Source organism: Pseudomonas sp. R3-52-08, from assembly GCF_003851745.1.
GTDB lineage: Bacteria > Pseudomonadota > Gammaproteobacteria > Pseudomonadales > Pseudomonadaceae > Aquipseudomonas.
This window is the reverse complement of record NZ_CP027730.1, coordinates 1,239,162-1,264,226: the sequence shown is the minus strand read 5'-3', so window position 1 is coordinate 1,264,226 and position 25,065 is coordinate 1,239,162. Positions and strand designations below refer to the sequence as shown.

Below are 25,065 nucleotides of genomic sequence, written 5' to 3'. Positions count from 1 at the left end.
TGAATAAACAGAGGGCAAAATGTGGGAGGGGGCTTGCCCCCGATAGCAGAGTGTCAGCCACCACATTTATGGCTGATACACCGCTATCGGGGGCAAGCCCCCTCCCACATTTTTATCCTCAGTGTTCTTTAGAGTGGTGGCTTGGCCCGGCGGGCTTTGAAGAACTCACTCAAGACCGTGCCGCACTCCTCGGCCAGCACGCCGCCTTCAAACAGCACCTTATGGTTGAGAAACCCCTGGGTAAAAAACTGGCCCTGGCTCTGCACAATCCCGGCCTTGGGCTCCAGCGCGCCATACACCACCCGCGCCACGCGCGAATGCACGATCAGGCCGGCGCACATGCTGCACGGCTCCAACGTCACATACAACGTGCTGCCAACCAGGCGATAGTTGCTGATCGCTTGCGCAGCGGCGCGGATGGCGACCATCTCGGCATGCGCGCTGGGGTCATTGCCGCTGATCGGGCAGTTGAAACCACGGCCGATGATCTCACCGTTTTGCACCAGGACCGCGCCCACCGGCACTTCACCCAGCGCCGCGCCCTGGGCGGCGAGTGCCAAGGCTTCGCGCATGAAATCCTGGTCGCGGCTGCGGTCGATGATCGCCGGGCGAATCTGGCGCATCACGCCACCTCGATGGCGGCCATCAGGCCGGTTTCCATATGATCGATCACATGGCAGTGGAACATCCACACGCCCGGGTTATCCGCCACCAACGCCACGCGGGCGCGTTCGTTCTTGCCCAGCAGATAGGTGTCGGTGAAATACGGGATGACCTTGTGGCGGTTCGAGGCAATTACCTTGAAGCTCATGCCGTGCAGGTGGATCGGGTGCTGGTACTGGGTCATGTTCTTCAATTCGAAAATATAGCTTTTGCCCTTCTCCAACTTGGCGATCGGGCGGTCGGCGCAGGTTTTGTCGGTAATGTCCCAGGCCTGGCCGTTGATTTGCCACAAGCTCGGTGGCTTGCCGTTGTCGACGTTGACCGACACCGAGCCGACCCACTCGAAATTGAAGTTGAGTTTTTCCGCATTGGCCAAGTCCGGTTCGGCAACCGGATTGGCCGGCAATGCGGGCGGCCATTCGGTCGGCGCGTCGGTATTGGCCACCGAGCGGAACGTACCCAGACGCACCGGGCCATTGCGGATCGACAGCTCTTCGCCCGCTGGCGGCGCCTTGATGGCCAGGCAAATACGCATCCCAGGGCCCAGCCAGTATTCCTTGCCCAGCGGGCGCGGCTCGATGGGGTTGCCGTCCAGCGCGTAGATCTGCGCTTCGACATCCGGGATGTTGAGGCGATAAGTCAGGGTGTTGTCCAGGTTGAGCAGGCGCACGCGGGTGATCTGCCCGGCCGGCAGGTCGATCACCGCCTGAGCCACGCCGTTGATGGTGGACAAACGCCCCGCCGTACCGCCGCGCGCCGCTTCGCGGGGAATACTGAACGCCACGAAGGCGCCCTCTTCATCCACGTGCCAGCTTTTCAGGCTGAGGGTGCGTTCGTGCTTGAAACCGGTGGGCTCGCGCTCTTCGATGATCAACGGCCCGACCAGGCCACGGCCGAGTTCTTCGCTGCTGTTCACATGGGGGTGGTACCAGTAGCTGCCGGCGTCGGGCACGCGGAACTTGTAATCGAAGTATTCCCCTGGCAATACCGGCAATTGCGAGACGTAGGGCACGCCGTCCATTTCCAGCGGCAGGCGGATGCCATGCCAGTGGATGGTGGTGGCGACCGGCAGGTGGTTGATAAAGCGCACCCGCAGCCATTCGCCCTGGCGTACGCGCAGCTCGGTGCCCGGTGCAGAAGGGCCGAACGCCCAGGCTTGGGTGGTGTGGCCCGGCACCAGTTCCACATCGAGCGGCGCGGCGATCAGTTGGTAGTCGCTTCCTGCGTTGGCATCGGCAACCTTGCCCAGCCAGTAGCGGTAGGCGCCACCGGCGCCCACACCTACGACGGCCAGGCCGGCAAGGCCACCGAGGATCTGTCGACGGGAAAACGATTGGGACACAACAACCTCACGTATCGGTCGCAGGCCAGGGCCCGCAAAGGGCAGATACGATACACCTGCGCGGGCTAAACAGTAAGGGTTCGCATTGCCGCATGGTGCAATTCTACAATTCACTGGGGTCCCAATGTGGGAGGGGGCTTGCTCCCGATAGCGGTGGATCAGTCAATATATGTACTGACTGACACCCTGCTATCGGGAGCAAGCCCCCTCCCACATTTTTGATCTGCATTGGGTTCTATAACGTGTTCGCTCAGGTCCTGGCAGCCGCCAGAATCAGCGCCTTCATCTCGGCCACGGCGCCTTTGAACCCGACGAACAGCGCGTGAGCCACCAGCGCATGCCCGATGTTCAGTTCGTTGATGCCCTTGATCGCGGCTACAGCTTCGACGTTGTGGTAGTGCAGGCCATGGCCGGCGTTGACGATCAGGCCTTCAGTGAGGCCGCAGTTCACACCGTCGATGATGCGTTGCAGCTCCTCGGCCACTTCGGTCGGCGTGGTGGCATCGGCGTAGCGGCCGGTGTGCAGCTCGATCGCCGGCGCGCCGACGCGGCGCGAGGCTTCGATCTGGCGCTCGTCAGCATCGATGAACAATGACACTTCGCTGCCGATCTTCGACAGGCGCTCCACGGCAGCCTTGATTCGCGCTTCCTGGCCCGCGACGTCAAGGCCGCCCTCGGTGGTGAGTTCCTGGCGGGTTTCCGGCACCAGGCAAATGTGCGTCGGGCGGATGCGCTCGGCGAACGCCATCATTTCCTCGGTGACGCCCATTTCGAAGTTCATGCGGGTCTGCAGCACGTCCTTGAGCAGCAACACGTCGCGCTCCTGGATGTGGCGGCGGTCTTCGCGCAGGTGCACAGTGATGCCGTCGGCGCCCGCTTCTTCGGCGTCCAGCGCAGCCTTGACCGGGTCAGGGTAACGGGTGCCCCGGGCCTGGCGCAGGGTGGCGACGTGGTCGATGTTGACGCCAAGAAGAATGCGATTGCTGGTGCTCACGGAAGCGCTCCTGAAAAGGGAAAGAATCGGTGCACAGCATACACGGGGATGTCAGGGCTTTCGAAACAACTCGCGACTGACCAGCGGCCGTCCGCCCAGGTGCACGGCCAGGGCCTGGCGCATCAGGCGCTTGGCGGCGGACAAGGCGCCGGGGGCAGTCCAGTCCGCTTCGCTCATCGCCAGCAGTTCGGTGCCCTGGAACAGACCGGGTTGCAACAAGTACACACGCTCAAGGCCTGCGTCTACTTGCAGGCGGTACATGCCGTCGGCGGCGACGGGATCACCGTGCAGGTCGTTGTGCAGTTCAAAACCGTAGCCCAGGTCATCCAGCAGGCGCCATTCAAAGGCGCGCAACAGCGGCTCCAAGGGGCGGCCTTCAGCGAGGGCGAGCAAGGTGGCGGCGTAGTGATCGAAGACCGCCGGGTGCGGGTCTTCGGCGGGCAACAGGCGGATCAGCAGCTCATTGAGATAGAGCCCGCTGAACAGCGCATCGCCATTGAGCCAGGCAGAGGTGCCAACGCTTTCCAGGCGGCCCACGTTCTTCAACTCGCCCTTGCCACGAAACTCCACGTCCAGCGCCACGAAGGGCCGCGCCAACGTACCGGCCTTGCCCCGCGCACTGCGCAAAACCGCGCGCAGGCGACCTTGAGGCGTGAGGAAGTCCACCAGCGCGCTGGTCTCACGGTAGGCGCGGCTATGCAGGACGTAGGCGAGTTGGCTGGGGGGTGGGGTTGGGGACATGGGTTCTCGATCTTGAAAACAACATAAACCTAATGTGGGAGGGGGCTTGCCCCCCGATGGCAGTCTGTCAGTCACTTATTTGTTAACTGACCCACCGCTATCGGGAGCAAGCCCCCTCCCACATTTTCAGCCCTGCGGTGTGCTTACAGGTCGCCGTAGCCGAGGGAGCGCAACGCACGCTCATCATCGGACCAGCCACCCTTAACCTTTACCCACAGGTTAAGCATGATCTTGGAGTCGAACAGCAATTCCATGTCCTTGCGCGCTTCGGTGCCGATGCGCTTGATGCGCTCGCCCTTGTCGCCAATGATGATTTTCTTCTGGCCGTCACGCTCAACGAGGATCAAGGCATGAATGTGCAGGGTTTTGCCCTGCTGCTTGAACTCTTCGATTTCAACGGTGATCTGGTACGGCAGCTCGGCGCCCATCTGGCGCATGATTTTCTCGCGCACCAGTTCGGCGGCGAGGAAGCGGCTGCTGCGGTCGGTGATCTGATCTTCCGGGAAGAAATGCTCGTTCTCCGGCAGGTAGCCGGCGATCACGCGTTCCAGGGCTTCGAGGTTGTGGCCGTGCTGCGCTGAGATCGGCATGATCTGGGCGTTTGGCAGTTGCTCCTGCAGCCAGCTCAGGTGCGGCATCAGCTCGGCCTTGTCTTCGATGCGGTCGGTCTTGTTCAGCGCGACGATCAAGGGGCCGGTGACGTACTGCACACGCTCGAGGACCATCTGGTCTTCGTCGGTCCACTTGGTGCGGTCAACCACGAAGATCACCACGTCGACGTCTTTCAACGCCGCCGAAGCGGTCTTGTTCATGTAGCGGTTAAGCGCTTTTTCGCCGCCTTTGTGCATGCCAGGGGTATCCACATAGACCGCTTGCACGTTGCCTTCGGTCTTGATGCCCAGCATGTTGTGGCGGGTGGTCTGCGGCTTGCGCGAGGTGATCGCGAGCTTCTGGCCGAGGATGTGGTTCAGCAGCGTGGACTTGCCCACGTTCGGGCGGCCGACGATGGCAACATAGCCACAGCGTGTTGCGGTTGAATCAGTCATGGCCATTCTCCACGCCCAGGGCAATCAGTGCTGCAGCGGCCGCTACCTGTTCGGCAATACGACGGCTCACACCCTGACCTCGGCTTTTTTCGTTCAATAAGGTGATTTCACATTCCACGAAGAACACGCGGCAATGCGGCTCACCCTGGATATCCACCACTTCGTAGCGTGGCAGTTCGCAACCGCGCGATTGCAGGTATTCCTGCAGGCGGGTCTTGGGATCTTTGTTGGTGTCGACCAGCGTCAGGCTCTCGATTTCCGACGCCAACCAGGCGACCACGCGCTCCTTGGCCGTTTCCATCCCGGCATCGAGGTAGATCGCACCGATCAATGCTTCCAGGGCATCAGCCAGGATCGACTCGCGCCGGAAACCGCCGCTTTTCAATTCACCGGAGCCCAGCCGCAGGTACTCGCCCAGGCCGAAACCTCGGGCCAGCACGGCCAGGGTTTCGCCTTTCACAAGGCGTGCACGCAGGCGCGAAAGCTGGCCTTCACGGGCCTGGGGAAAACGCTCGAAGAGCGCCTCACCGGCGGCGAAGTTGAGGATGGCGTCACCGAGGAATTCCAGGCGCTCGTTATTGCGCCCTGCAAAGCTGCGGTGTGTGAGGGCAAGGACCATCAATTCCTGGTCCTTGAAGGTGTAGCCGAGCTGACGCTCGAGACGACTGAGAGAAACGGTCACGGTTTATCCATATCTAGTTGGTGGCACCGGCGGCCATCGACGATTGACGCAGTGTTCAAATTCAAATCCTGATGGGTGCTGCGGGGCATCGGAAAATGTCCAAGCCCCAGAAAAGCATTCGGCGCTGTGTTCACAGCGCCGCTTGTATTACTTGATCAGCCCTACCCGCGAGAAGTTCGGCAGGTGGCTGAGCTTGGGTTCCGGCCAACTCATCCAGACCGCGAAGGCTTTGCCGACAATATTCTCGTCGGGCACCATGCCCAGCAGGTCCTTGGGAATAGTGGGGTCGTCCCAGTAGCGGCTGTCATTGGAGTTGTCGCGGTTGTCGCCCATCATGAAATAGTGCCCGGCAGGCACTTTCCACTGGCCATCGGGCATCGCGCGGTAGCGGCTCATTTCCTTGCGGATCTGGTGCTCTACCGTACCGAGTTTTTCTTGGTACAGCTCGGCGCTGCCCAAGGTATTCGGCTCGGCGCCCAGCAGTTTCTCGGCCACTGACTCACCGTTGACGAACAGGCGCTTGTCACTGGTGTAGCGGATCACGTCGCCCGGCAGGCCGACCACCCGCTTGATGTAGTTGACGTTCGGGTCGCTTGGGTAGCGGAACACCATCACATCACCGCGCTGGGGGTCACCGACTTCGATGACCTTCTTGTCGATCACCGGCAAGCGGATCCCATAGGAAAACTTGTTCACCAGGATGAAGTCGCCCACGTCCAGGGTAGGTTTCATCGACCCCGACGGGATCTGGAACGGCTCCACCAGGAACGAACGCAGCACCAGCACGATGAACAACACCGGGAAGAACGACTTGCCGTATTCAACCAGCAAGGGCTCCTTGTTCAGCTTCTCGACCACCACCGCATCAGGCTGGCTGACGCTGCCCTGATAGGAGGCGATAGCCGCCCGCCGACGCGGGGCGAAGAACACCAGATCGAGCAACGCCAGGAGGCCGCAAACGGCGACGGCGATGACCAGCAACAGCGGGAAATTTAGTGACATAGGACCTAACTATCCAACCTGAGCACCGCAAGGAAGGCTTCTTGTGGAATTTCCACGTTGCCCACTTGCTTCATGCGTTTTTTACCGGCCTTTTGCTTCTCAAGCAGCTTGCGCTTACGGCTTACGTCACCGCCGTAGCATTTGGCCAGTACGTTCTTTCTGAGTGCCTTGACGGAGGTCCGCGCAATGATCTGCCCGCCGATGGCGGCCTGGATCGCGACGTCGAACATCTGGCGCGGAATCAGTTCTTTCATCTTCTCGGTCAACTGGCGACCTTTGTAGTGCGCATTGTCCTTGTGCACGATCAGTGCCAGGGCATCGACCTTGTCGCCGTTGATCAGCACATCCAGTTTCACCAGATTAGCCGATTGGTAACGATCGAAATGGTAATCCAGCGAAGCATAGCCGCGGCTGGTGGATTTGAGACGGTCGAAGAAGTCCAGGACCACTTCGTTCATCGGCAAATCGTAGGTCACTTGCACCTGGGTACCGAGGAACAACATGTCGTGCTGCACGCCACGTTTTTCGATACACAGAGTGATGACGTTGCCCAGGTGCTCCTGCGGAACCAGGATATTGGCCCGCACGATCGGCTCACGCATGTCTTCGATGGAAGACAGATCCGGAAGCTTGGACGGGTTGTCGACGTAAATCGTTTCACCGGTTTTCAGCGCCAACTCAAAAATAACCGTCGGCGCGGTGGTGATCAGGTCCAGGTCGTATTCGCGCTCCAGGCGCTCCTGGATGATCTCCATGTGCAGCATGCCCAGGAACCCGCAACGGAAGCCGAAGCCCAGGGCGTCGGAACTTTCCGGGGTGTACTGCAGGGACGAGTCGTTGAGGGTCAGCTTCTGCAGGGCTTCGCGGAAGTCTTCGAAGTCGTCGGAGCTGACCGGGAACAGGCCGGCGTAGACCTGCGGCTGGATGCGTTTGAAGCCCGGCAGCACGTCGACATCGGGGGTGGAACTCAAGGTCAGGGTGTCGCCTACCGGCGCCCCGTGAATGTCCTTGATACCGGCGATGATGAAGCCCACTTCACCGGCTTTCAGGTCCGTGGTGGCGGTGTGCTTGGGGTTGAACACACCGACGCTGTCCACCAGGTGGATCTTGCCGGTGGATTTGACCAGGATCTTGTCGCCTTTCTTCACGCGGCCGTGGCGTACGCGCACCAGGGACACGACGCCCAGGTAGTTGTCGAACCAGGAATCGATGATCAACGCCTGCAGCGGATCTTCGTAGTTACCGGTAGGGGCCGGGATGGTCTTGACCAGGCGCTCGAGCACTTCGTCGACGCCAAGGCCGGTCTTGGCGCTGCACTCGACGGCGTCGGTGGCGTCAATGCCGATGATTTTTTCGATTTCTTCTTTTACGCGGTCCGGATCGGCCTGGGGCAGGTCGATCTTGTTCAGCACCGGCATGACCTCAAGGCCCTGCTCGATGGCGGTATAGCAGTTGGCCACGGACTGAGCCTCGACGCCCTGGCCGGCGTCGACCACCAGCAAGGCACCTTCACAGGCCGCCAGCGAGCGGCTGACTTCGTAGGTGAAGTCAACGTGGCCGGGGGTGTCAATGAAGTTCAGCTGGTACTTGATACCGTCTTTGGCGGTGTAGTACAGGGTGACGCTATGGGCCTTGATGGTGATCCCGCGTTCACGCTCGAGGTCCATGGAGTCCAGGACCTGGGCTTCCATTTCACGCTCGGCAAGGCCGCCGCACATCTGGATGAATCGATCGGCCAGCGTCGACTTGCCATGGTCAATGTGGGCGATGATGGAGAAATTGCGGATATGACTCAAATCACTCACGGATCAACACTCAAAAAGGCTGCAGGCAGATTGCCCGCTGAAAAATAGCCGGGAATTGTACCTGATGCTCAGGCCAGACGTCATCTTTGCTGACCAGAACAAAAATGCCCCGCTGGGATAAGCGGGGCATTTTTTATGCATAAGCGCGCAATCAACCGGCTCGGCGCAACAACCAGAACCCGGCCACGGCGCAGATAAACGTCGGCACCAGCACCGCAAACAGCGGCGAGAAGCCAAATACCAGGCTCGACGGCCCCAGCAGGTCCTGGGCGATGCGGAAGGTGAAGCCCACCAGCACGCCGGTGAATACCCGCTGGCCGAGGGTCACGGAACGCAACGGGCCGAAGATAAAGGAGATCGCCATCAATACCAGCGCGGCGGTGACCACCGGCTGCAGCACCTTGACCCAGAACGCCAGCCAGTAGCGACCATTGTTCAGGCCCTGGTCCTTGAGGTAGTGGATATAGCTCCACAGCCCCGAGATCGGCAGGGTTTCCGGGACCATGATCACGGTATTGAGCAGTTCCGGCTTGAGCGCGATGTCCCATGCCTGGGTGGGCTCATTGACCACTTCGGTACTGGCCTTGATGCCCTGGCCCACGTTATGGAAGAGCGTGGTGGTGACGTCGCTCAGTTGCCATTTTTCACCGTCATACTGCGCGCGCTTGGCGAAACTGGAGCTGAGCATGTGCCGCTCCTTGTCGAACGTGTAGCGCGTCACGCCGATCAACAGCCCGCCTGGCTGCACGGCGTTGATGTGGATGAACTGGTCACCCTGGCGGTGCCACAGGCCGTGCTTGGAACTTTGCGCATCGCCCGAACCCTGGGCCAGGGCGCGATTGGCCTGGGCGGTGGCTTCGGACGGTGGCGCGACGTATTCGCCGATCAGCACGCTGCACGCCATCAGCAGCAGCATTGGCTTCATCACAGCCCAGACGATACGCCCGATGGACACGCCCGCCGCGCGCATGATGGTCAATTCGCTGTTGCTGGCCAGGGTGCCCAGGCCGATCAGGCAGCCGATCAGGCCGGCCATCGGCATCATGTCGTAGAGACGACGCGGCGCGGTCAGCGCTACGAAGCTCAGTACGTCGGTGACCGTATAGGTATCGGTGACGTTGCCCACTTCATCGATGAACGCAAACAGCGAGGCCAGGCCCAGGATAATGCCCAATACCGCCAGGATGGCGATCAGTACGCTGCTACCAATGTAGCGATCGAGCTTAGCCACGAGCCAACTCCTTCAGGCCACGACGGCTCTTCATTTTCAAACGGATAGGCTCCCAGTAGAGAAGCCCCAGGCCGATCACCAGGAAAATCCCGTGGACCCACCACAGGCCCAGGGCGGGCGCAATCTTGCCCTTTTCCAGGGAGCCACGGGCGGAAATCAGGATGGTCAGGTACGCCATATACAACAGGATCGCCGGCAGCAGCTTGAGGAAACGGCCCTGACGCGGGTTGACGCGCGACAGCGGCACGGCCATCAAGGTCACGATGAATACCAGCAGCGGCAGCGACAGGCGCCATTGCAGCTCGGCGATCGAGCGCAGCTCCTGGCTACCGAACAGTGATGCGGTCGGGAGCGCATCGCGGTCGGTGACCTCGTCGCTGATCTCGGGTTTGGGCAGCATGACGCCGTAGGTGTCGTACTTGATCACACGGTAATCGGCCAACCCCGGGCTGCCATCGTAGCGATAGCCGTTGTCCAGGATCAGGTAGCGGCTGCCGTCGGGGCGCACTTCCTGGCGGCCGCCGTCGGCCACCAGGATCGAGATGCCACGGTCTTTCTGGTCCTTGCCGAGGTTTTTCTGGGAAATGAACACGCCGCTCAGGTTGGAACGGTCTTCGGTCATTTCTTCGGTATAGGTCACGCGCGTGCCGTCGTTGAGCGCCTGGAAGCGCCCGGGCTCGAGGGTGTCGAACTCGGTCATCGCGTCCTGCTTGTTCAGCAACAGCTGGAACTGCATGGCCCCCTGAGGCGCCAGGCTCAGGCTCAACCAAGCCACCAACAGGGCAACGCCGGCGGCCGGCACCATGGTCATGGCCAGCAGGCGCTGCTGGCTCATGCCGGTGGCCGACAGCACGGTCATCTCGCTTTCGAGATATAGCCGGCCATATGCCAGCAGGATGCCAAGGAACAGGCCGAGCGGCAGGATCAGTTGCAAGAAGCCCGGCAGGCGAAAGCCCATGATCAGGAACAAAGAGCCCGGATCCAGGGCGCCCGAGGCGGCCTGCGCAAGGAATTTGACGAAACGACCACTCATGATGATGACCAGCAATACCGCACTCACGGCACTCAGGGTCAACAGGACTTCGCGGGATAGATAACGGAAGACGATCAAACCAGACACTCCAGGGTTGTCAGGCTAAGGCGGCCAAACAAGCAAGCATACCGAGTCGACCCGTTTGCGCGGGCCGGCTAAAAAGATGGCGCATTATCCTGTGATTGACCGCGCCTGTCACTGCGCAACCTCATGCGCACGCACAAAGCGTGCTTCGAGGGTTGTCAGGCTCCGCCGGCGAGGTTCAAACTGCGGCCTTTGTCGCTGGCGGTTTACAAGGCTGCCACGCTTTAAAGCCTGGGTACACATGCCAGGCTCACCGACCGTATAAGGGACCCGAAAATGGAATTGGTTGTAAAAAGCGTTAGCCCCGAAACGTTGAAAACCGCCACCCTCGTGGTCGCTGTCGGCGAAGGCCGCAAACTCGGCGTTGCCGCCAAGCAACTCGATGAACTGAGCGGCGGCGCCATCAGCGCCGTGCTCAAGCGCGGCGACCTGGCCGGCAAAGTCGGCCAGAGCCTGCTGCTGCAGAGCCTGCCGAACCTCAAGGCTGAGCGCGTATTGCTGGTGGGCGTGGGCAAAGACGCCGAGCTGGGCGACCGTCCATTCCGCAAGATCATCAGCGCCGTACTCACCACCCTTAAAGGCCTGGGCGGCAGCGATGCGGCACTGGCACTCGATGAAATCGTCGTAAAAGGCCGTGACAGCTACGGCAAGACCCGTCTGCTGGCCGAAAGTCTGGTGGACGGCGGCTACGTTTTCGACCAGTTCAAGAGCCAGAAGGCCGAACCGCGCGCGCTGAAAAAAATCACCCTGCTGACCATCAAGGCTGCCCAGGCTGAAGTCGAGCGCGCCGTCACTCATGCAACGGCTATCGCCAACGGCATGTCGTTCACCCGCGACCTGGGCAACCTGCCGCCGAACATCTGCCACCCGACTTATCTGGGCGAGCAAGCCAAGGCGTTGGGCAAAGAGTTCAAAGCCCTCAAGGTCGAAGTGCTTGATGAGAAAAAGATCAAGGACCTGGGCATGGGTTCGTTCTATGCCGTGGGCCAGGGCAGCGACCAGCCGCCACGCCTGATCGTGATGCAGTACAACGGCGGCAAGAAGTCCGAGAAGCCGTATGCGCTGGTCGGCAAGGGCATCACCTTCGACACCGGCGGCATCAGCCTCAAACCGGGCGCCGGCATGGATGAGATGAAATACGACATGGGCGGCGCCGCCAGCGTGTTCGGCACCCTGCGCGCCGTGCTGGAACTCAAGCTGCCGATTAACCTGGTGTGCATCCTGGCCTGCGCCGAGAACATGCCGAGCGGCGGTGCTGCCCGCCCAGGCGATATCGTCACGACCATGAGCGGCCAGACCGTGGAAATCCTCAACACCGACGCCGAAGGCCGCCTGGTGCTGTGCGACGCGCTGACCTACGCCGAACGCTTCAAGCCGCAAGCGGTGATCGACATCGCCACCCTGACCGGTGCCTGCGTGGTTGCCCTGGGCGCCCACACATCGGGCCTGCTGGGCAATAACGACGAGCTGATCGAGCAATTGCTCAGCGCCGGCAAGGCCGCCGACGACCGCGCCTGGCAACTGCCGCTGTTCGATGAGTACCAGGAGCAACTGGACAGCCCGTTCGCCGACATCGCCAACATTGGCGGGCCGAAAGCCGGCACCATCACCGCCGCGTGCTTCCTGTCGCGGTTTGCCAAGAACTTCAACTGGGCGCACCTGGACATCGCCGGTACGGCATGGACCAGCGGCGGCAAGGACAAGGGCGCCACTGGCCGTCCGGTCCCCTTGCTGACCCAATACTTGCTGGACCGCGCCAAGGCCTAAACACCTGCCCACTGCCTGCCACCGTCAACTGTAGGAGCGAGCTTGCTCGCGAAGAGCGCCAACGATAACGCGTTCATCCTGGATGAACGCATTGTTCTCAGGTTCTTCGCGAGCAAGCTCGCTCCTACAGTTCACGGCGGCAGCCCAGGAACCGCAATGACCCAAGTCGATTTCTACATCCTGCCCAGCGCCGATCCTTCAGCGCGGCTGGACTTTGCCTGCAAGCTCACCGAAAAAGCCTGGCGCATGGGCCACCGCATCTACCTGCATTGCAGCGATGTCGCCCAACGCGAGGACCTCGATGCACGCCTCTGGCGCTTCAAGGGCGAAAGCTTCGTGCCCCACGGCCCCGCTGAATCCGAACCCGACGGCTTGGTAGTGCTGGGCCTGGGGGACAGTTGCGGCGATCACCAAGACCTGCTGGTCAACCTCGACCTGAAAGTGCCGGCCTTCGCCAAGGCATTCGCCCGTGTGGCGGAAGTGGTGGTGGAGGACCCGGCTATTCGTCAGGCCGCGCGGGAGAGTTTCCGTTTCTATCGCGAACAGGGCTATTCTCTGCAGGATCACCGGCTACAACGACTTTGAGTACATGATGGACACGCCCAACCCGATGAAAAAAGACGACCACTTGCTGGACGACCTCGAGTCGATCCGTCAGTTGCTCGGTGATGATGACCTGCAACCGCCGCTGTTGACCGAATCGGTCGAGGCCGGGGTACAGATTCCACTGTTGTCCGACATGGTCGACAACCAGCCTGCTGCACCCAAGCCTGTGGCCGCGCCGCCCGCTCCCGCAACAGAAAAAGCGCCCGACGCATTGCTGCTGCACCTGGACAACGAACTGCGCGCCGCCGCGCAACTGATCATGCAAGACGTGATCGCCGATTTTGCCCCGCATATCGAAGCCGAGATCAAGCGGCGGATGGATGCGCGGATGGAGCGGTTGCTCAGCCAGTACCAGTCTTAAGCCACACAAAGATCCAATGTGGGAGGGGGCTTGCCCCGGTACAAACCGGGGACATCGTTTACATTTCTAACCGGGGACATGGTTTACAGGTTAATACGCATGATCAGGAGGTAACTGATCATGCCCTGGAACCAAGAGTCTCCGATGAATCAACGAATCAGACTGGTCGCTGACTGGCTTTCTGGTAATTACACCAAAAGCCAGCTGGCGCGCCGCTTTAACGTAAGTCGGCCTACCGTCGACAAATGGATCGGCCGGCACAATGGCGATTTAAAGTCGTTAGCCGAACTGTCCCGACGCCCTCACAACAGCCCCAATAAAACCGACGATGAAATCCTGGCCCGTGTGGTGGCGATGAAGGAGGCGCACGATAAATGGGGTCCGAAGAAGCTTCTCGAGCTATTGCGACTTGAAGATCCCTCCATCGCCTGGCCTTCCCCAAGTACAGCAGGCCAATGGCTTGATCGACTTGGGCTCGTCCAAAAGCGGCGCTTCAAGCGCAGACACGGTAATTCCCCTGTAGTAATGCGCGAGGCCAACGAACCTAACCAGACGTGGTGCGCCGACTACAAAGGGCAATTCAAAATGCATAACGCGCAGATGTGCTTCCCTTTGACCATCACAGACCACGCTTCCCGGATGATTTTGGCGTGCAGGGCTCATTCAAAGATCAAGACTGAACCTGTTAAACAAGCCTTTGAGAGACTGTTTCAGGAGTACGGCATGCCCGAAGTTATTCGGTCGGACAACGGTGTTCCGTTTGCCTCTCCTGGCCTGGCAAGAATATCCACGCTGGCAGTTTGGTGGATACGTCTGGGCATCTATCCGGAGCGCACCATGCCAGGAAGACCGGCCCAAAATGGTCGCCATGAGCGGATGCACCGTAGCTTGAAACTGGAGCTGCCCTTAGGAGAAAACTTAATCGAGCAGCAGCTTTTGCTGGAGCATTTCAGGCATGAGTTCAATTACGTGCGCCCTCATGAAGCGCTCGGTATGAAGCGTCCAGGGGACGTGTATGTGCCGTCTACGCGGATTTACCCAGGATGCTTGCCGGATGTGGAGTATCCGTCCGAAATGAAGGTTCGAAGCGTCAGACAGGACGGGTCGATCAAGTGGAACGGCAAGTTGGTATTTATCAGCGAGGCGCTGTCAGGGGAGCAGATAGGGCTTAAAGAGGCTGAGGATGATGTTTGGGATTTGTACTTGTGTGATTATCCCCTGGGAAGGCTTGGGCGAGGTATGACCCGCGTCCAAGCCTCAAATGTGTAAACGATGTCCCCGGTTTCAGATGTAAACGATGTCTACGGTTCTACACCCCGATGGCGGTGTGTCAGTCAGTGATGTTGTGACTGATCCACCGCTATCGGGGGCAAGCCCCCTCCCACATTTGCTTTACGCCAACTCGCCCTCCTCGCCCTGCCCCGTTATACTTGCCGGCTTTCCTGAATAAATGCCAACTAGGGTCCCGCCGCGCATGGATAAGACCTATCAGCCCCACGCTATCGAAACTTCCTGGTACAACACCTGGGAGTCCGAGAACTATTTCGCCCCACAAGGTGCAGGCGACTCGTACACCATCATGATCCCACCGCCGAATGTCACTGGCAGCCTGCACATGGGCCATGGCTTCAACAATGCGATCATGGATGCGTTGATCCGTTTCCGCCGCATGCAAGGCCGTAACACGCTGTGGCAGCCGGGCACCGACCACGCCGGCATCGCCACCCAGATGCTGGTGGAACGCCAACTGGAAGCCACCGGCCAAAGCCGTCACGACCTGGGCCGAGAGAAATTCCTGGAGAAAATCTGGGAATGGAAAGACCAGTCCGGCGGCAATATCAGCCGTCAGATCCGTCGCCTGGGTTCGTCAGTAGACTGGAGCCGCGAGCGTTTCACCATGGACGACGGCCTGTCGGAAGCGGTGAAGGAAGCCTTCGTGCGCTTGCATGAAGACGGCCTGATCTACCGCGGCAAGCGCCTGGTCAACTGGGACACCAAGTTGCACACGGCGATTTCCGACCTCGAAGTGGAAAACCACGACGAGAAAGGCTTCCTGTGGAACCTCAAGTATCCGCTGGCTGACGGCGCCAAGACCGCTGAAGGCAACGCTTACCTGATCGTCGCCACCACCCGTCCGGAAACCATGCTCGGCGACGCCGCTGTCGCGGTTAACCCGAACGACGCGCGCTACCAGGCGCTGATCGGCAAGTTCGTCGAGTTGCCACTGGTTGGCCGCCGCATCCCGATCATCGCGGACGACTACTGCGACCCTGAATTCGGCACCGGCTGTGTGAAAATCACCCCGGCCCACGATTTCAACGACTACGAAGTCGGCAAGCGCCACAACCTGCCGCTGCTCAATATCTTCGACAAGAACGCCGCCGTATTGCCGGCCTGCCAGGTATTCAACCTGGACGGTACGCTGAACGAGAGCATCGACGGCAAGATCCCGGCCGAATACGCCGGACTAGACCGTTTTGAAGCGCGCAAGCAGATCGTTGCCGCCTTCGACGCCGCCGGTTTGCTGGTGAGCGTGGACGACCACGGCCTGAAAGTGCCCAAGGGCGACCGTTCCGGCACGGTGATCGAGCCGTGGTTGACCGACCAGTGGTACGTGTCGACCAAGCCGCTGGCCGAGCCTGCGATTGCCGCCGTTGAAGACGGTCGCATCCAGTTCGTGCCCAAACAGTACGAGAACATGTACTTCTCGTGGATGCGCGACATCCAGGATTGGTGCATCAGCCGTCAGCTGTGGTGGGGCCACCGCATTCCGGCCTGGTATGACGAGTCGGGCAAGGTCTACGTAGGCCGCGACGAAGCCGAAGTGCGTGCCAAGCACCACCTCGGCGCCGACATCGCGCTGCAACAAGACAACGACGTACTGGACACCTGGTTCAGCTCCGGCCTGTGGACCTTCTCCACCCTGGGCTGGCCGCAACAGACCGAATTCCTGAAGAAATTCCACTCCACCGACGTGCTGGTCACCGGCTTCGACATCATTTTCTTCTGGGTTGCCCGGATGATCATGCTCACCATGCATTTGGTGAAGAACGAAGACGGCACCCCACAGGTACCGTTCAAGACCGTCTATGTGCACGGCCTGGTGCGCGATGGCCAGGGCCAGAAGATGTCCAAGTCCAAGGGCAACGTCCTGGACCCCTTGGACATCATCGACGGTATCGACCTGGAAACTCTGGTGCAGAAACGCACCTCGGGCCTGATGCAGCCCAAGCTGGCGAAAAAGATCGAAAAGCAGACCCGCGACGAGTTCGCCGACGGCATCGCCAGCTACGGCACCGACGCCCTGCGCTTCACGTTCTGCTCGCTGGCGTCTACCGGTCGCGACATCAAGTTCGACATGGGCCGCGTCGAAGGCTATCGCAACTTCTGCAACAAGATCTGGAACGCGGCGCGCTACGTACTGGATAAAGGCGAAGACTGCGGGCAGAACGGCGAAGCCTATGAGCTGAGCCTGGCTGACCGCTGGATCATCTCGCAACTGCAACGCACCGAAGCCGAAGTGACCCGCCAACTCGATCAGTTCCGTTTCGACCTGGCCGCACAAGCCTTGTACGAGTTCATCTGGAACCAGTATTGCGACTGGTACCTGGAACTGTCCAAGCCAGTGCTGTGGGACGAAAACGCGCCGGTCGAGCGCCAGCGCGGCACCCGTCGCACCCTGGTGCGCGTACTGGAAGTGGCATTGCGCCTGGCGCATCCGTTCATGCCGTTCATCACCGAAGAAATCTGGCAGCGCCTGGCGCCGCTGGCCGGTATCGAAGGCAAGACCATCATGCTGCAACCTTGGCCTGTGGCCAACGAAGCACGTATCGATGAGGCCGCCGAAAGCGATATCGAATGGCTCAAGACCCTGATGCTCGGCACGCGCAACATCCGCGCCGAGATGAATATCGGTCCGGGCAAGCCGCTGGCGGTGTTCGTGAAGAACGCCAGCGCCGAAGATCAGCGTCGTCTCACTGAGAACGATGCGCTGCTCAAGAAGCTGGCGAAACTGGAGTCAATCACCGTCTTGGCCGACGGCGCAGAAGCACCGCTGTCCGCCACTGCGCTGGTCGGCGACATGGAAGTGCTGGTGCCGATGGCCGGCCTGATCGACAAGGGCGCGGAACTGGCCCGACTCGACAAGGAAATCGCCCGCCTGCAAGGCGAAGTGCAGCGAGTGGGCGGCAAGCTGTCCAACGCGGCCTTCGTCGACAAGGCCCCGGCGGAAGTGATCGACAAAGAACGCGCCAAACTGGCCGAGGCTGAACAGGCCTTGGGCAAGCTAGCGGAGCAACATGCGCGGATTTCCAGCCTGTAAGGGCCAAACCGTGTGAAAAAAAGAGACCTTCGGGTCTCTTTTTTTGTGCATGCGGTCATTGTGGGAGGGGGCTTGCCCCCGATGGCGGTGGGTCAGCTGCCTATAAACTGGCTGATCCACCGCTATCGGGAGCAAGCCCCCTCCCACATTTGCCCGAGTTGGGCTCAGGATGTGTGACAATGCCCACCACTTTGAGCCAACACCAGAATCATCATGACCGCCCCCACTACGCCAAAACCTCCACGCAAGAAGCCTAAAACCGCAGCCACGGCCAAACCCGTCGCGCCGCGCAAAGAGGCTACCCTGCACCCGCGCAACCGCCACACCGGCCGTTACGACTTCCCGGCGCTGATCAAGACCACGCCGGAACTGGCGCAATTCGTGATCATCAACCCCTACGGCAAGGAAAGCATCGACTTCGCCAACCCGGACGCGGTGCGGGTGTTCAACCGGGCGCTGCTCAAGGCTTTCTATGGCATCCAGCACTGGGACATCCCGGCCGATTACCTATGCCCGCCGGTGCCGGGGCGTGCCGACTACGTGCACTGCCTGGCCGACTTGCTGGCCAGCGTCAACGACGGCAAGATTCCGCGCGGCTCCATCGTCAAGGTGCTGGACATCGGCATGGGCGCCAATTGCGTCTACCCGCTGATTGGCTATATGGAGTACCGCTGGAACTTCCTGGGCTCGGAGGTCGATCCTATCGCCGTGGCCGCCGCCAAGGCCATCGTGCAGTCCAACGACCTGAGCAAAGTCATCCAGCTGCGCCTGCAGCCCAATCCCAAGCACATCCTGCTGGGCCTGCTGGAGCCTGCCGAGCGCTTTGACCTGACCATGTGCAACCCGCCGTTCCATGCCTCGATGGATGAAGCGACCAAGGGCAGCGAGCGTAAATGGCGCGCCTTGGGTAAAGCCGATCCCAAGCGCAAGTTGCCGGTGTTGAACTTCGGCGGCCAATCGGCCGAGCTGTGGTGCGAAGGCGGTGAAGCGCGTTTCGTCACGCAATTGATCGCTGAAAGTGCGCACTTTGCCCACAAGGTATTGTGGTTCAGCACCCTGGTGTCAAAAGCGTCAAACCTGCCGGCGATCGAGACCGCGCTGAAAAAAGCCGGCGTGTTGGAAAGCCAGGTGGTGGAAATGTCCCAGGGGCAGAAGCAAAGCCGGTTCGTCGCCTGGACCTTCCAGACCAAGAACGAACAGCAGCTCTGGCGCCAGCGCTGGGTTCGATAGCGCCACCTGTAGGAGCGAGCTTGCTCGCGAAAAACGCCAAGACTTCACGTTCATCCAAGACGGGCGCGTCATCGTTAACGACCTTCGCGAGCAAGCTCGCTCCTACAAATCGCAGGCAACAAAAAACCGTGCCCGGATCGCTCCGGTGCACGGTTTTTTTTACTGCGTCTTACTTGTTAACAGCGTCGGTCAGGCCTTTGGCCACAACCAGCTTGATAACTTTCTTGGCAGCGATTTCGATGGCAGCGCCAGTCGAAGGGTTACGGCCAGTACGGGCAGGACGCTCGGTCACTTTCAGTTTGCCAACGCCTGGCAGAGTGATTTCGCCGCCGTTTTCCAGCTGATCAGCAACAACCTGGCTCAGTTGGTCCAGCAGAGCGCGCACGGTAGTTTTCGGTGCGTCTACTGCTTCAGCCAGGTCGGCGATCAGTTGGTCTTTAGTAATAGCCATTGTGGTGTTCCTTCCCTATCAAATTCATATGGATTGCAGAGTGCAGTGTCAGCCGTCGAGCCCGACCTTCTTGGCCTGGCACCCCGGCTATAACCTCGGAGAACGGGGTTATAGATGCTTGAAACGGGGATTGGTTCGACCTGACAAATGCTGAATGCACGCTTAACGCCGAGACTTGGCGTAAGACCGGGCAAAACTAGCACAGAGACGGGGAAATATCCGCCTCAACATACCCATTTGGTCAGCTTTATCGCTCTAAACCGTGAAAAAAAGGCATATAGCCGGTCGGACACCGTCCAAAACGCCCTTCCAGGCGCGTCTTGACCAATGGGTGCGGTACACTGGGCAACTTTTTGGGGAGGCTCACCGCTCCCCTTCAACCAGCCGAGAAGCCTATGCCGATCCGTCATTGCATCGTCCACCTGATCGACAAAAAACCCGACGGCACACCCGCAGTTCTGCATGCCCGTGACTCGGAGCTGTCCGAATCCGCCGCCATCGAGAACATGCTCGCCGACCTCAACGAGAGCTACAACGCCAAACAAGGCAAGGCCTGGGGTTTCTTCCATGCCGAGTCCGGCGCGCACCCGTTCAGCGGCTGGTTGAAGGACTACTTTGACGGCGGCCAGGATTTCACCGCTTTCAGCCGTACGGCTGTGGAGCATCTGCAGAAGCTGATGGAAGAGTCCAACCTGTCCACTGGCGGCCATGTGTTGTTTGCCCACTACCAGCAAGGCATGACCGACTACCTGGCCATCGCCCTGCTGCACCACAGCGAAGGCGTCGCGGTGACCGATGAGCTGGACGTGACCCCCTCGCGCCATCTGGACCTCGGCCAACTGCACCTGGCGGCGCGGATCAACGTCTCCGAGTGGCAGAACAACAAGCAGTCCAAGCAATACATCTCCTTTATCAAAGGCAAGAACGGCAAGAAGGTCTCGGAGTATTTCCGCGACTTTATCGGCTGCCAGGAAGGTGTCGACGGCCCGGGCGAAACCCGCACCCTGCTCAAGGCGTTCAGCGACTTCGTTGAAAGTGAAGACCTGCCGGACGAATCGGCCCGCGAGAAAACCAAGACCCTGGTGGATTACGCCAGCAGCCAGGCCAAGCTCGGCGAGCCCATGGGCCTGGAAGAACTGTCCGGTTTGATCGATGAAGATCGGCCCAAGGCGTTCTACGACCACATTCGCAACAAGGACTACGGCCTGTCGCCGGAGATCCCTGCCGACAAACGCACCCTCAACCAGTTCCGCCGTTTCACCGGCCGCGCCGAAGGCTTGTCCATCAGCTTTGAAGCGCACCTGCTGGGCGACAAGATCGAGTACGACGAAGCCGCTGGCACCTTGATCATCAAGGGCCTGCCGACCCAACTGACCGATCAGCTCAAGCGCCGTAACTGATGCTTGGCGGCGTGCTCAAGAAAGTCCTGCTGGTGCTGCTGGTGGTCGTGGTGATTCAGAACTGGGGCAAGATCGAGCGGCTGTTCAACCCCTCGCAAGCGGTTTCGGAGCAGGTACGCGCCTCGGCGCGCGTGGTGCTCTATGCCACCGAGTGGTGCGGCTACTGCAAGCAGATCCGGCGTTTCCTGGACCAGAAAGGCATTCCTTACCAGGCGTTCGATATCGAGAAGGACGCCCAGGCGCGCAAGGCGTATGAAGCATTGGGCGGGGGCGGGATTCCGTTTGTCGACGTCAATGGCACGTTGATCCGCGACTACAACCCGGATGCGATCATGGCCGCGTTGAAGTAACACCGCAGATCAAATGTGGGAGGGGGCTTGCCCCCGATAGCAGTCTGTCAGCCAGCCTATGGGTAGCTGACCCACCGCAATCGGGGGCAAGCCCCCTCCCACATTGGTTTTGTGGTGAGGGCTTAGCGCAACACAATCATCCGGCCCAGCACTGTGCTCTGCTCAAAGCCCAGCACCGCTTGCAGGGCATTGAGCACCGCTACCGGGTCCTTGCTTGGAAAGCTGCCGCTGACGCGCTTGGCGCCCATCTCGTCATTGAGCACCAGGATGCGGCCGGGATAATAGCGCGCCAAATCCTCGATCACCTCGGCCAGCGGCGCCTTGTAGTAATTGAGCCATCCATCGCGCCAGGCCAGGCGTGCTTCGCTGTCTACCGCGTGCAGCGGCTCGGCTACACCCTCGGCGTAGGCTACTTGCTGGCCTGCCGTCAGAATTTGCTGCGGCGCCTGTTTGGAGGGCGTCACCCCAACCCGGCCGGACAACACGGTCACCTGTGCCCCCGCCGGTTGCAGGCGCACTTCGAACTGCGTGCCCAGCACTGCCGTTTCTCCACTGCCCGCCTCGACCGTAAAGGGCTGGCCGGTGTGGACAACCTGAAAAAAACCGGCCCCTCGGCGCAACTGGACATGCCGCTCGCCGTGGCTGAAATCCACGGCAATGGCGCTGTCGGCGTCGAGGGTAACCTGGGACTGATCGGCCAGGGTCACGGTCCGCACCTCCCCTGGCGCCGTCACGTAATCGGCGCCGAAGTCATCCACCCAGCGCGACGGTTGCCAACCGGCGCCCATCGCCACCATCAACAACACACAGGCGGCCGTGGCCAAGGCGCCAGACCAGCGCAACGTGCGCGACCGCGTGGAACGGTTCATCGCATTGAGGTAGCCCTGCAACGCCTGCGCGTCTTCGTCGGCCAACGCGCGTGCCGGTACTTCGCTCAACTCCCACAGCACCTGGGCCTGGGCATAGGCTTGGACATGGGCGGGATCGGCCCGCAGCCATTGGCTGAAGCTGGCTTGATCGCCACTGCTGGGCTGGTCGTGCAGCAGGCTCAGCCAGGCGAGCGCGGCCTGTTCCTGGGCGGGCGTGGGCGTCACGTTCACGGTGCTTTTCCTGGCGTGCGTGGGGGCGACGGTTCGCCCAGGCTCGCCTTGCAGGCTTGGAGGGCACGCATCATGTGTTTTTCCACAGCGCTTTGGGACACGCCCATCGCCTTGGCGATTTGCGCATATTTGCGGCCGTGGATGCGGTTGAGCAGGAAAATCTGGCGGGTGCGCTCGGGCAAACTGCGCAAGGCGGCTTCGACATGCCGCAAATCATTGCCCGCTTCGAGGGCCGCCTGGGGTTCGCAGCCCTGGTTGCCCTGCTGTTCCGGCAGCCAGCCTTCATTACTGCGCACGCGGGCGCCTTCGCTGCGTAAATGGTCGATGGCGATATTGCTGGCGCAGCGCAGCAGGTAGGTGCTGAGCTCTTCGACCTGCACCAGCGGGCGACGCCAGAAGCGCAGGAACAGGTCTTGCACCAGATCCGCCGCCGTGGCGCGGCAACCGACACGGCGGCTGACCAGCGCCTCCATCTGCGAACGCTGGGACAGGAACACCTGCAGGAAATGCGCCCGCCCACCGGCGGCGTCCGGGTGCGAACGGTCTTGAGGTTTCGGCGCAGGGCTGATCATCATGGGCAACTCAGAACAGACCGAACGCCGCGACCGGGCTGGCCAGCAGGCCTACGCCCGCGAGGCTCAACGCCAGCCGTGGCCGATACGGCAACAGCAGCACCAGCAGCAAGGCGCTGAGCATCAACACCGCGCACCACTCCACCAACCCCTGGCCCCAGCCCATGGCGCCCACCGCCGGCCAGGGCGACAGCGCCAGCAGCAACCAACCGGCCGCACGCAACCCCAGACGCCGTAAAGGCGAAGGCTTGCTGCGCAGCAACTCGCCGTGATGACGGTCGGTCGACAGGCACAGCGCGGTAAACCCGGCGTAGCACATGAGCAGCGCGAGCAGCATTCAGTTGGCCTCCTGTCTGAACGTCAATGCACCTGCGCGCGGCGCCTTGGGCTGCGTTGCCGTGCGGCGCTGCATCTTCCAGGCGGCCCAGCCCAGAAACAGGCCGCAGGCCAGGCACGTCAGGTCGAAGCCGGCCATGGCCCAGTCGCCACTCACCAGGGAAACGCCCAAATGGTGGGAGGTGGTCAGTGCATTGACCAACGGGATGGCCACCAACAGCAGCGCCCCCACGCTCAATTGCTCGACCCACGCCGGGCGACCGCGCCGCAACAGCGCGTGCAGCAGGCTCAGGGCCCAGGCGATAAAGAAGGCGCGCACTTCCCAGTCGGAACGCTCGGCGAAGCTCACCGGCAACAACCGGTTTGCCCAGAAGAACATTGCGATGGCGATCACCAGGCCGGACATGCTGGCGACATTCAGCACTTCCACCAGCCGCAGCTCAAAAGGCATCACGCCGGTTTTGGCGTGCTTGAGCTGGCGCTTGCCCAGCCAGATCACCAGCCCGGTGCCGATCATCGCCGTGCCGGCCAGGCCACAGACAAAGTACAGCCAGCGCAGCACCGGGCCGGCGAAATGGCCCATGTGCAAACCGTAGAAACCGCCGCCGATGACCGCCGGCAACGACGGCTCGCCACTGGCCCGCAACAGCTCGCCCGTGGTGCCGCTGAACGATAGGCTGCTGCCGAAATCCTGCACCACGCTGTCGGACCCGGCGCGGAACACATTCACCGAGGCGTTGACGTCACTCGGATTATTCACCGCCAAGCGTCCGACATGCCCACCCGCCCACTGGTGCTGCGCCTGCTGGTACATCGGCCACAATGCCAGCAAGGTGCCCGGCTGGCCGAGCGCCGGCGCATTATCGGAACTGGGGAACACCTCATTGAAGAATGCACGGCTGTCGTTGCCATACGAGGCCATGATCGGCGCCGGCATCACCATGTTCATGAAAATCACCAGGCTGCTGTAGGTGATCATCAGGTGGAACGGCAACACCAGCACGCCCACCGCGTTGTGCCCGTCCAGCCAGGAACGCTGGCCTTTGCGCGGGCGGAAGGTGAAGAAGTCCTTGAAAATTTTCTTGTGGGTGATGATGCCGGTGATCAGCGCGACGAACATCACCATGGCGGCGATGGTCGACAACCAGCGGCCCCACGGGTAAGGCATTTGCAGCTGGAAGTGGAAACGGTAGAAGAATTCGCCGCCCATGCTTTCGCGGGCTTGCACCGCTTGGCCGCTGACCGGGTCGAGGGTTTTCTGGGTGAAGTTGCCGCGCTTGCCGGGGTCGACCTTGTCTTGCCACATCACCGACAGGCCGGGGTCGCGGCGGGTGGGCAAGGTAATGAACCAGTGCGCGGCAGTGGGCGCCTGTTGCTGCAGATAGCGCTGCGCCACGGCGAGGCTGCGCGCGTCGTCCAGTGGGTGGGCCTGCACTTCGGGCTGCATCCAGTGGGTTATTTCGTCCTTGAAATAAGCCAGGGTGCCGGTCAGGAAAATCGCGAACAGCAGCCAGCCGAAGATCAACCCCGCCCAGGTGTGCAGCCAGGCCATGGCTTGGCGAAAGCCTTCCTTCATGTGCGCGCCACCCACAAACCGATGCCCGCCAGGGTGGCGAACAGCGCGCTCGGCAACATAACGCCCGCCCAGGCACGCCATGCCGTGCGACAGGCAAAACACCAGAGCACCGCCAGCAGGTAGAACACGAACGAACTCATCATGCCGGTGATCACCGCATCGGCGCGGGACGTGGGCAGCCACAGTGCGAGGCAGATAGCGGCCAGGGAGGCCATCAGATAACCGCCGACCACCGCCGCCAGCACCCGGGAGGTGACGGCAAGGCGATAGGACGCGGGCAGTGGGGTTTTGCTGTTCATGCGACAGGCGCCAAGTTCATCAGCGCGCAATATTAATGATAAATATTCTCATAAGCAAAAGAGAACGGATGAA

24 protein-coding genes are annotated in these 25,065 nt (G+C 61.0%); 8 read left to right on the top strand and 16 right to left on the bottom strand.

The window, feature by feature from the left end; genetic code table 11:
* Nucleotides 1-128: 128 nt before the first annotated feature.
* The 10 genes from tadA to lptF all read right to left on the bottom strand — a co-directional run bounded on the left by tadA (nt 129) and on the right by lptF (nt 10,617).
* The gene (gene tadA, locus C4J91_RS05740) at nt 129-623 is read right to left on the bottom strand and encodes a tRNA adenosine(34) deaminase TadA (protein ID WP_124361449.1); all 495 of its coding nucleotides are present in this window, start codon (nt 621-623) and stop codon (nt 129-131) included.
* The gene (locus tag C4J91_RS05735) at nt 623-2,005 is read right to left on the bottom strand and encodes a multicopper oxidase family protein (RefSeq protein ID WP_124361448.1); all 1,383 of its coding nucleotides are present in this window, start codon (nt 2,003-2,005) and stop codon (nt 623-625) included. Before C4J91_RS05735 ends, tadA begins: the two co-directional genes overlap by 1 nt.
* 250 nt (nt 2,006-2,255) lie before the next feature.
* Nucleotides 2,256-2,999, bottom strand: a complete 744-nt coding sequence (gene pdxJ / locus C4J91_RS05730; RefSeq protein ID WP_124361447.1) for a pyridoxine 5'-phosphate synthase — start codon at nt 2,997-2,999, stop codon at nt 2,256-2,258.
* A gap of 51 nt (nt 3,000-3,050) precedes the next feature.
* Nucleotides 3,051-3,740 carry a DNA repair protein RecO gene (gene recO, locus C4J91_RS05725; protein ID WP_124361446.1) on the bottom strand — a complete coding sequence of 230 codons (690 nt, stop codon included), beginning with the start codon at nt 3,738-3,740 and terminating at the stop codon, nt 3,051-3,053.
* Nucleotides 3,741-3,883: 143 nt separating this feature from the next.
* The gene (gene era / locus C4J91_RS05720) at nt 3,884-4,786 is read right to left on the bottom strand and encodes a GTPase Era (RefSeq protein WP_029297473.1); all 903 of its coding nucleotides are present in this window, start codon (nt 4,784-4,786) and stop codon (nt 3,884-3,886) included.
* Nucleotides 4,779-5,468 (bottom strand): ribonuclease III, encoded by a 690-nt coding sequence (rnc, locus tag C4J91_RS05715; RefSeq protein WP_003188856.1) that lies wholly within the window; start codon nt 5,466-5,468, stop codon nt 4,779-4,781. Before rnc ends, era begins: the two co-directional genes overlap by 8 nt.
* Nucleotides 5,469-5,615: 147 nt before the next feature.
* On the bottom strand, nt 5,616-6,470 hold the full coding sequence (gene lepB, locus C4J91_RS05710) for a signal peptidase I (RefSeq protein WP_124361445.1): 855 nt from the start codon (nt 6,468-6,470) through the stop codon (nt 5,616-5,618).
* 5 nt (nt 6,471-6,475) lie between these two features.
* A complete protein-coding gene (lepA, locus tag C4J91_RS05705) occupies nt 6,476-8,275 on the bottom strand; it encodes a translation elongation factor 4 (RefSeq protein ID WP_003210439.1) in 1,800 nt (599 codons plus the stop codon).
* Nucleotides 8,276-8,426: 151 nt separating this feature from the next.
* Nucleotides 8,427-9,506, bottom strand: coding sequence for an LPS export ABC transporter permease LptG (lptG, locus tag C4J91_RS05700; protein WP_124361444.1), 1,080 nt, complete (start codon nt 9,504-9,506; stop codon nt 8,427-8,429).
* A complete protein-coding gene (gene lptF, locus C4J91_RS05695) occupies nt 9,499-10,617 on the bottom strand; it encodes an LPS export ABC transporter permease LptF (RefSeq protein ID WP_124361443.1) in 1,119 nt (372 codons plus the stop codon). Before lptF ends, lptG begins: the two co-directional genes overlap by 8 nt.
* A gap of 282 nt (nt 10,618-10,899) precedes the next feature.
* Between lptF and C4J91_RS05690 the strand changes: the two genes are divergently transcribed.
* The 6 genes from C4J91_RS05690 to rlmF all read left to right on the top strand — a co-directional run bounded on the left by C4J91_RS05690 (nt 10,900) and on the right by rlmF (nt 18,908).
* Nucleotides 10,900-12,390, top strand: a complete 1,491-nt coding sequence (locus C4J91_RS05690; protein ID WP_124361442.1) for a leucyl aminopeptidase — start codon at nt 10,900-10,902, stop codon at nt 12,388-12,390.
* 156 nt (nt 12,391-12,546) lie between these two features.
* Nucleotides 12,547-12,975: a DNA polymerase III subunit chi gene (locus tag C4J91_RS05685; protein ID WP_124365107.1), complete on the top strand. Its 429-nt coding sequence runs from the start codon at nt 12,547-12,549 to the stop codon at nt 12,973-12,975.
* A 7-nt stretch (nt 12,976-12,982) separates the two neighbouring features.
* Nucleotides 12,983-13,357, top strand: a complete 375-nt coding sequence (locus tag C4J91_RS05680) for a DNA polymerase III subunit chi (protein WP_124361441.1) — start codon at nt 12,983-12,985, stop codon at nt 13,355-13,357.
* 120 nt (nt 13,358-13,477) lie between these two features.
* Nucleotides 13,478-14,626: a DDE-type integrase/transposase/recombinase gene (locus tag C4J91_RS05675; protein WP_124361143.1), complete on the top strand. Its 1,149-nt coding sequence runs from the start codon at nt 13,478-13,480 to the stop codon at nt 14,624-14,626.
* A 205-nt stretch (nt 14,627-14,831) separates the two neighbouring features.
* The gene (locus C4J91_RS05670; RefSeq protein WP_124361440.1) at nt 14,832-17,678 is read left to right on the top strand and encodes a valine--tRNA ligase; all 2,847 of its coding nucleotides are present in this window, start codon (nt 14,832-14,834) and stop codon (nt 17,676-17,678) included.
* 213 nt (nt 17,679-17,891) lie between these two features.
* On the top strand, nt 17,892-18,908 hold the full coding sequence (gene rlmF / locus C4J91_RS05665; RefSeq protein ID WP_124361439.1) for a 23S rRNA (adenine(1618)-N(6))-methyltransferase RlmF: 1,017 nt from the start codon (nt 17,892-17,894) through the stop codon (nt 18,906-18,908).
* A gap of 169 nt (nt 18,909-19,077) precedes the next feature.
* Here the strand turns inward: rlmF and C4J91_RS05660 are convergent, their stop codons facing one another.
* On the bottom strand, nt 19,078-19,359 hold the full coding sequence (locus tag C4J91_RS05660; protein WP_003188840.1) for an HU family DNA-binding protein: 282 nt from the start codon (nt 19,357-19,359) through the stop codon (nt 19,078-19,080).
* A 395-nt stretch (nt 19,360-19,754) separates the two neighbouring features.
* Here C4J91_RS05660 and yejK point away from each other — a divergent pair, with 395 nt between their 5' ends.
* Nucleotides 19,755-20,759 (top strand): nucleoid-associated protein YejK, encoded by a 1,005-nt coding sequence (gene yejK, locus C4J91_RS05655; RefSeq protein ID WP_124361438.1) that lies wholly within the window; start codon nt 19,755-19,757, stop codon nt 20,757-20,759.
* Nucleotides 20,759-21,109, top strand: coding sequence for a glutaredoxin family protein (locus C4J91_RS05650; RefSeq protein WP_124361437.1), 351 nt, complete (start codon nt 20,759-20,761; stop codon nt 21,107-21,109). The genes yejK and C4J91_RS05650 overlap by 1 nt, the downstream gene beginning before the upstream one ends.
* 122 nt (nt 21,110-21,231) lie before the next feature.
* Here the strand turns inward: C4J91_RS05650 and C4J91_RS05645 are convergent, their stop codons facing one another.
* From C4J91_RS05645 to C4J91_RS05625, 5 genes are read right to left on the bottom strand one after another with little or no spacing between them, the layout of a single operon-like run.
* Nucleotides 21,232-22,209, bottom strand: a complete 978-nt coding sequence (locus C4J91_RS05645) for a FecR family protein (RefSeq protein ID WP_124361436.1) — start codon at nt 22,207-22,209, stop codon at nt 21,232-21,234.
* Nucleotides 22,206-22,784: an RNA polymerase sigma factor gene (locus C4J91_RS05640; RefSeq protein WP_124361435.1), complete on the bottom strand. Its 579-nt coding sequence runs from the start codon at nt 22,782-22,784 to the stop codon at nt 22,206-22,208. Before C4J91_RS05640 ends, C4J91_RS05645 begins: the two co-directional genes overlap by 4 nt.
* A 7-nt stretch (nt 22,785-22,791) precedes the next feature.
* Nucleotides 22,792-23,118: a DUF3325 domain-containing protein gene (locus tag C4J91_RS05635; protein WP_124361434.1), complete on the bottom strand. Its 327-nt coding sequence runs from the start codon at nt 23,116-23,118 to the stop codon at nt 22,792-22,794.
* Nucleotides 23,119-24,693 carry a PepSY domain-containing protein gene (locus C4J91_RS05630; protein WP_124361433.1) on the bottom strand — a complete coding sequence of 525 codons (1,575 nt, stop codon included), beginning with the start codon at nt 24,691-24,693 and terminating at the stop codon, nt 23,119-23,121.
* Entirely contained in the window at nt 24,690-24,992 is a 303-nt protein-coding gene (locus C4J91_RS05625) for a DUF3649 domain-containing protein (protein ID WP_124361432.1), read from the bottom strand. The genes C4J91_RS05630 and C4J91_RS05625 overlap by 4 nt, the downstream gene beginning before the upstream one ends.
* Between the last annotated feature and the right edge of the window lie 73 nt (nt 24,993-25,065).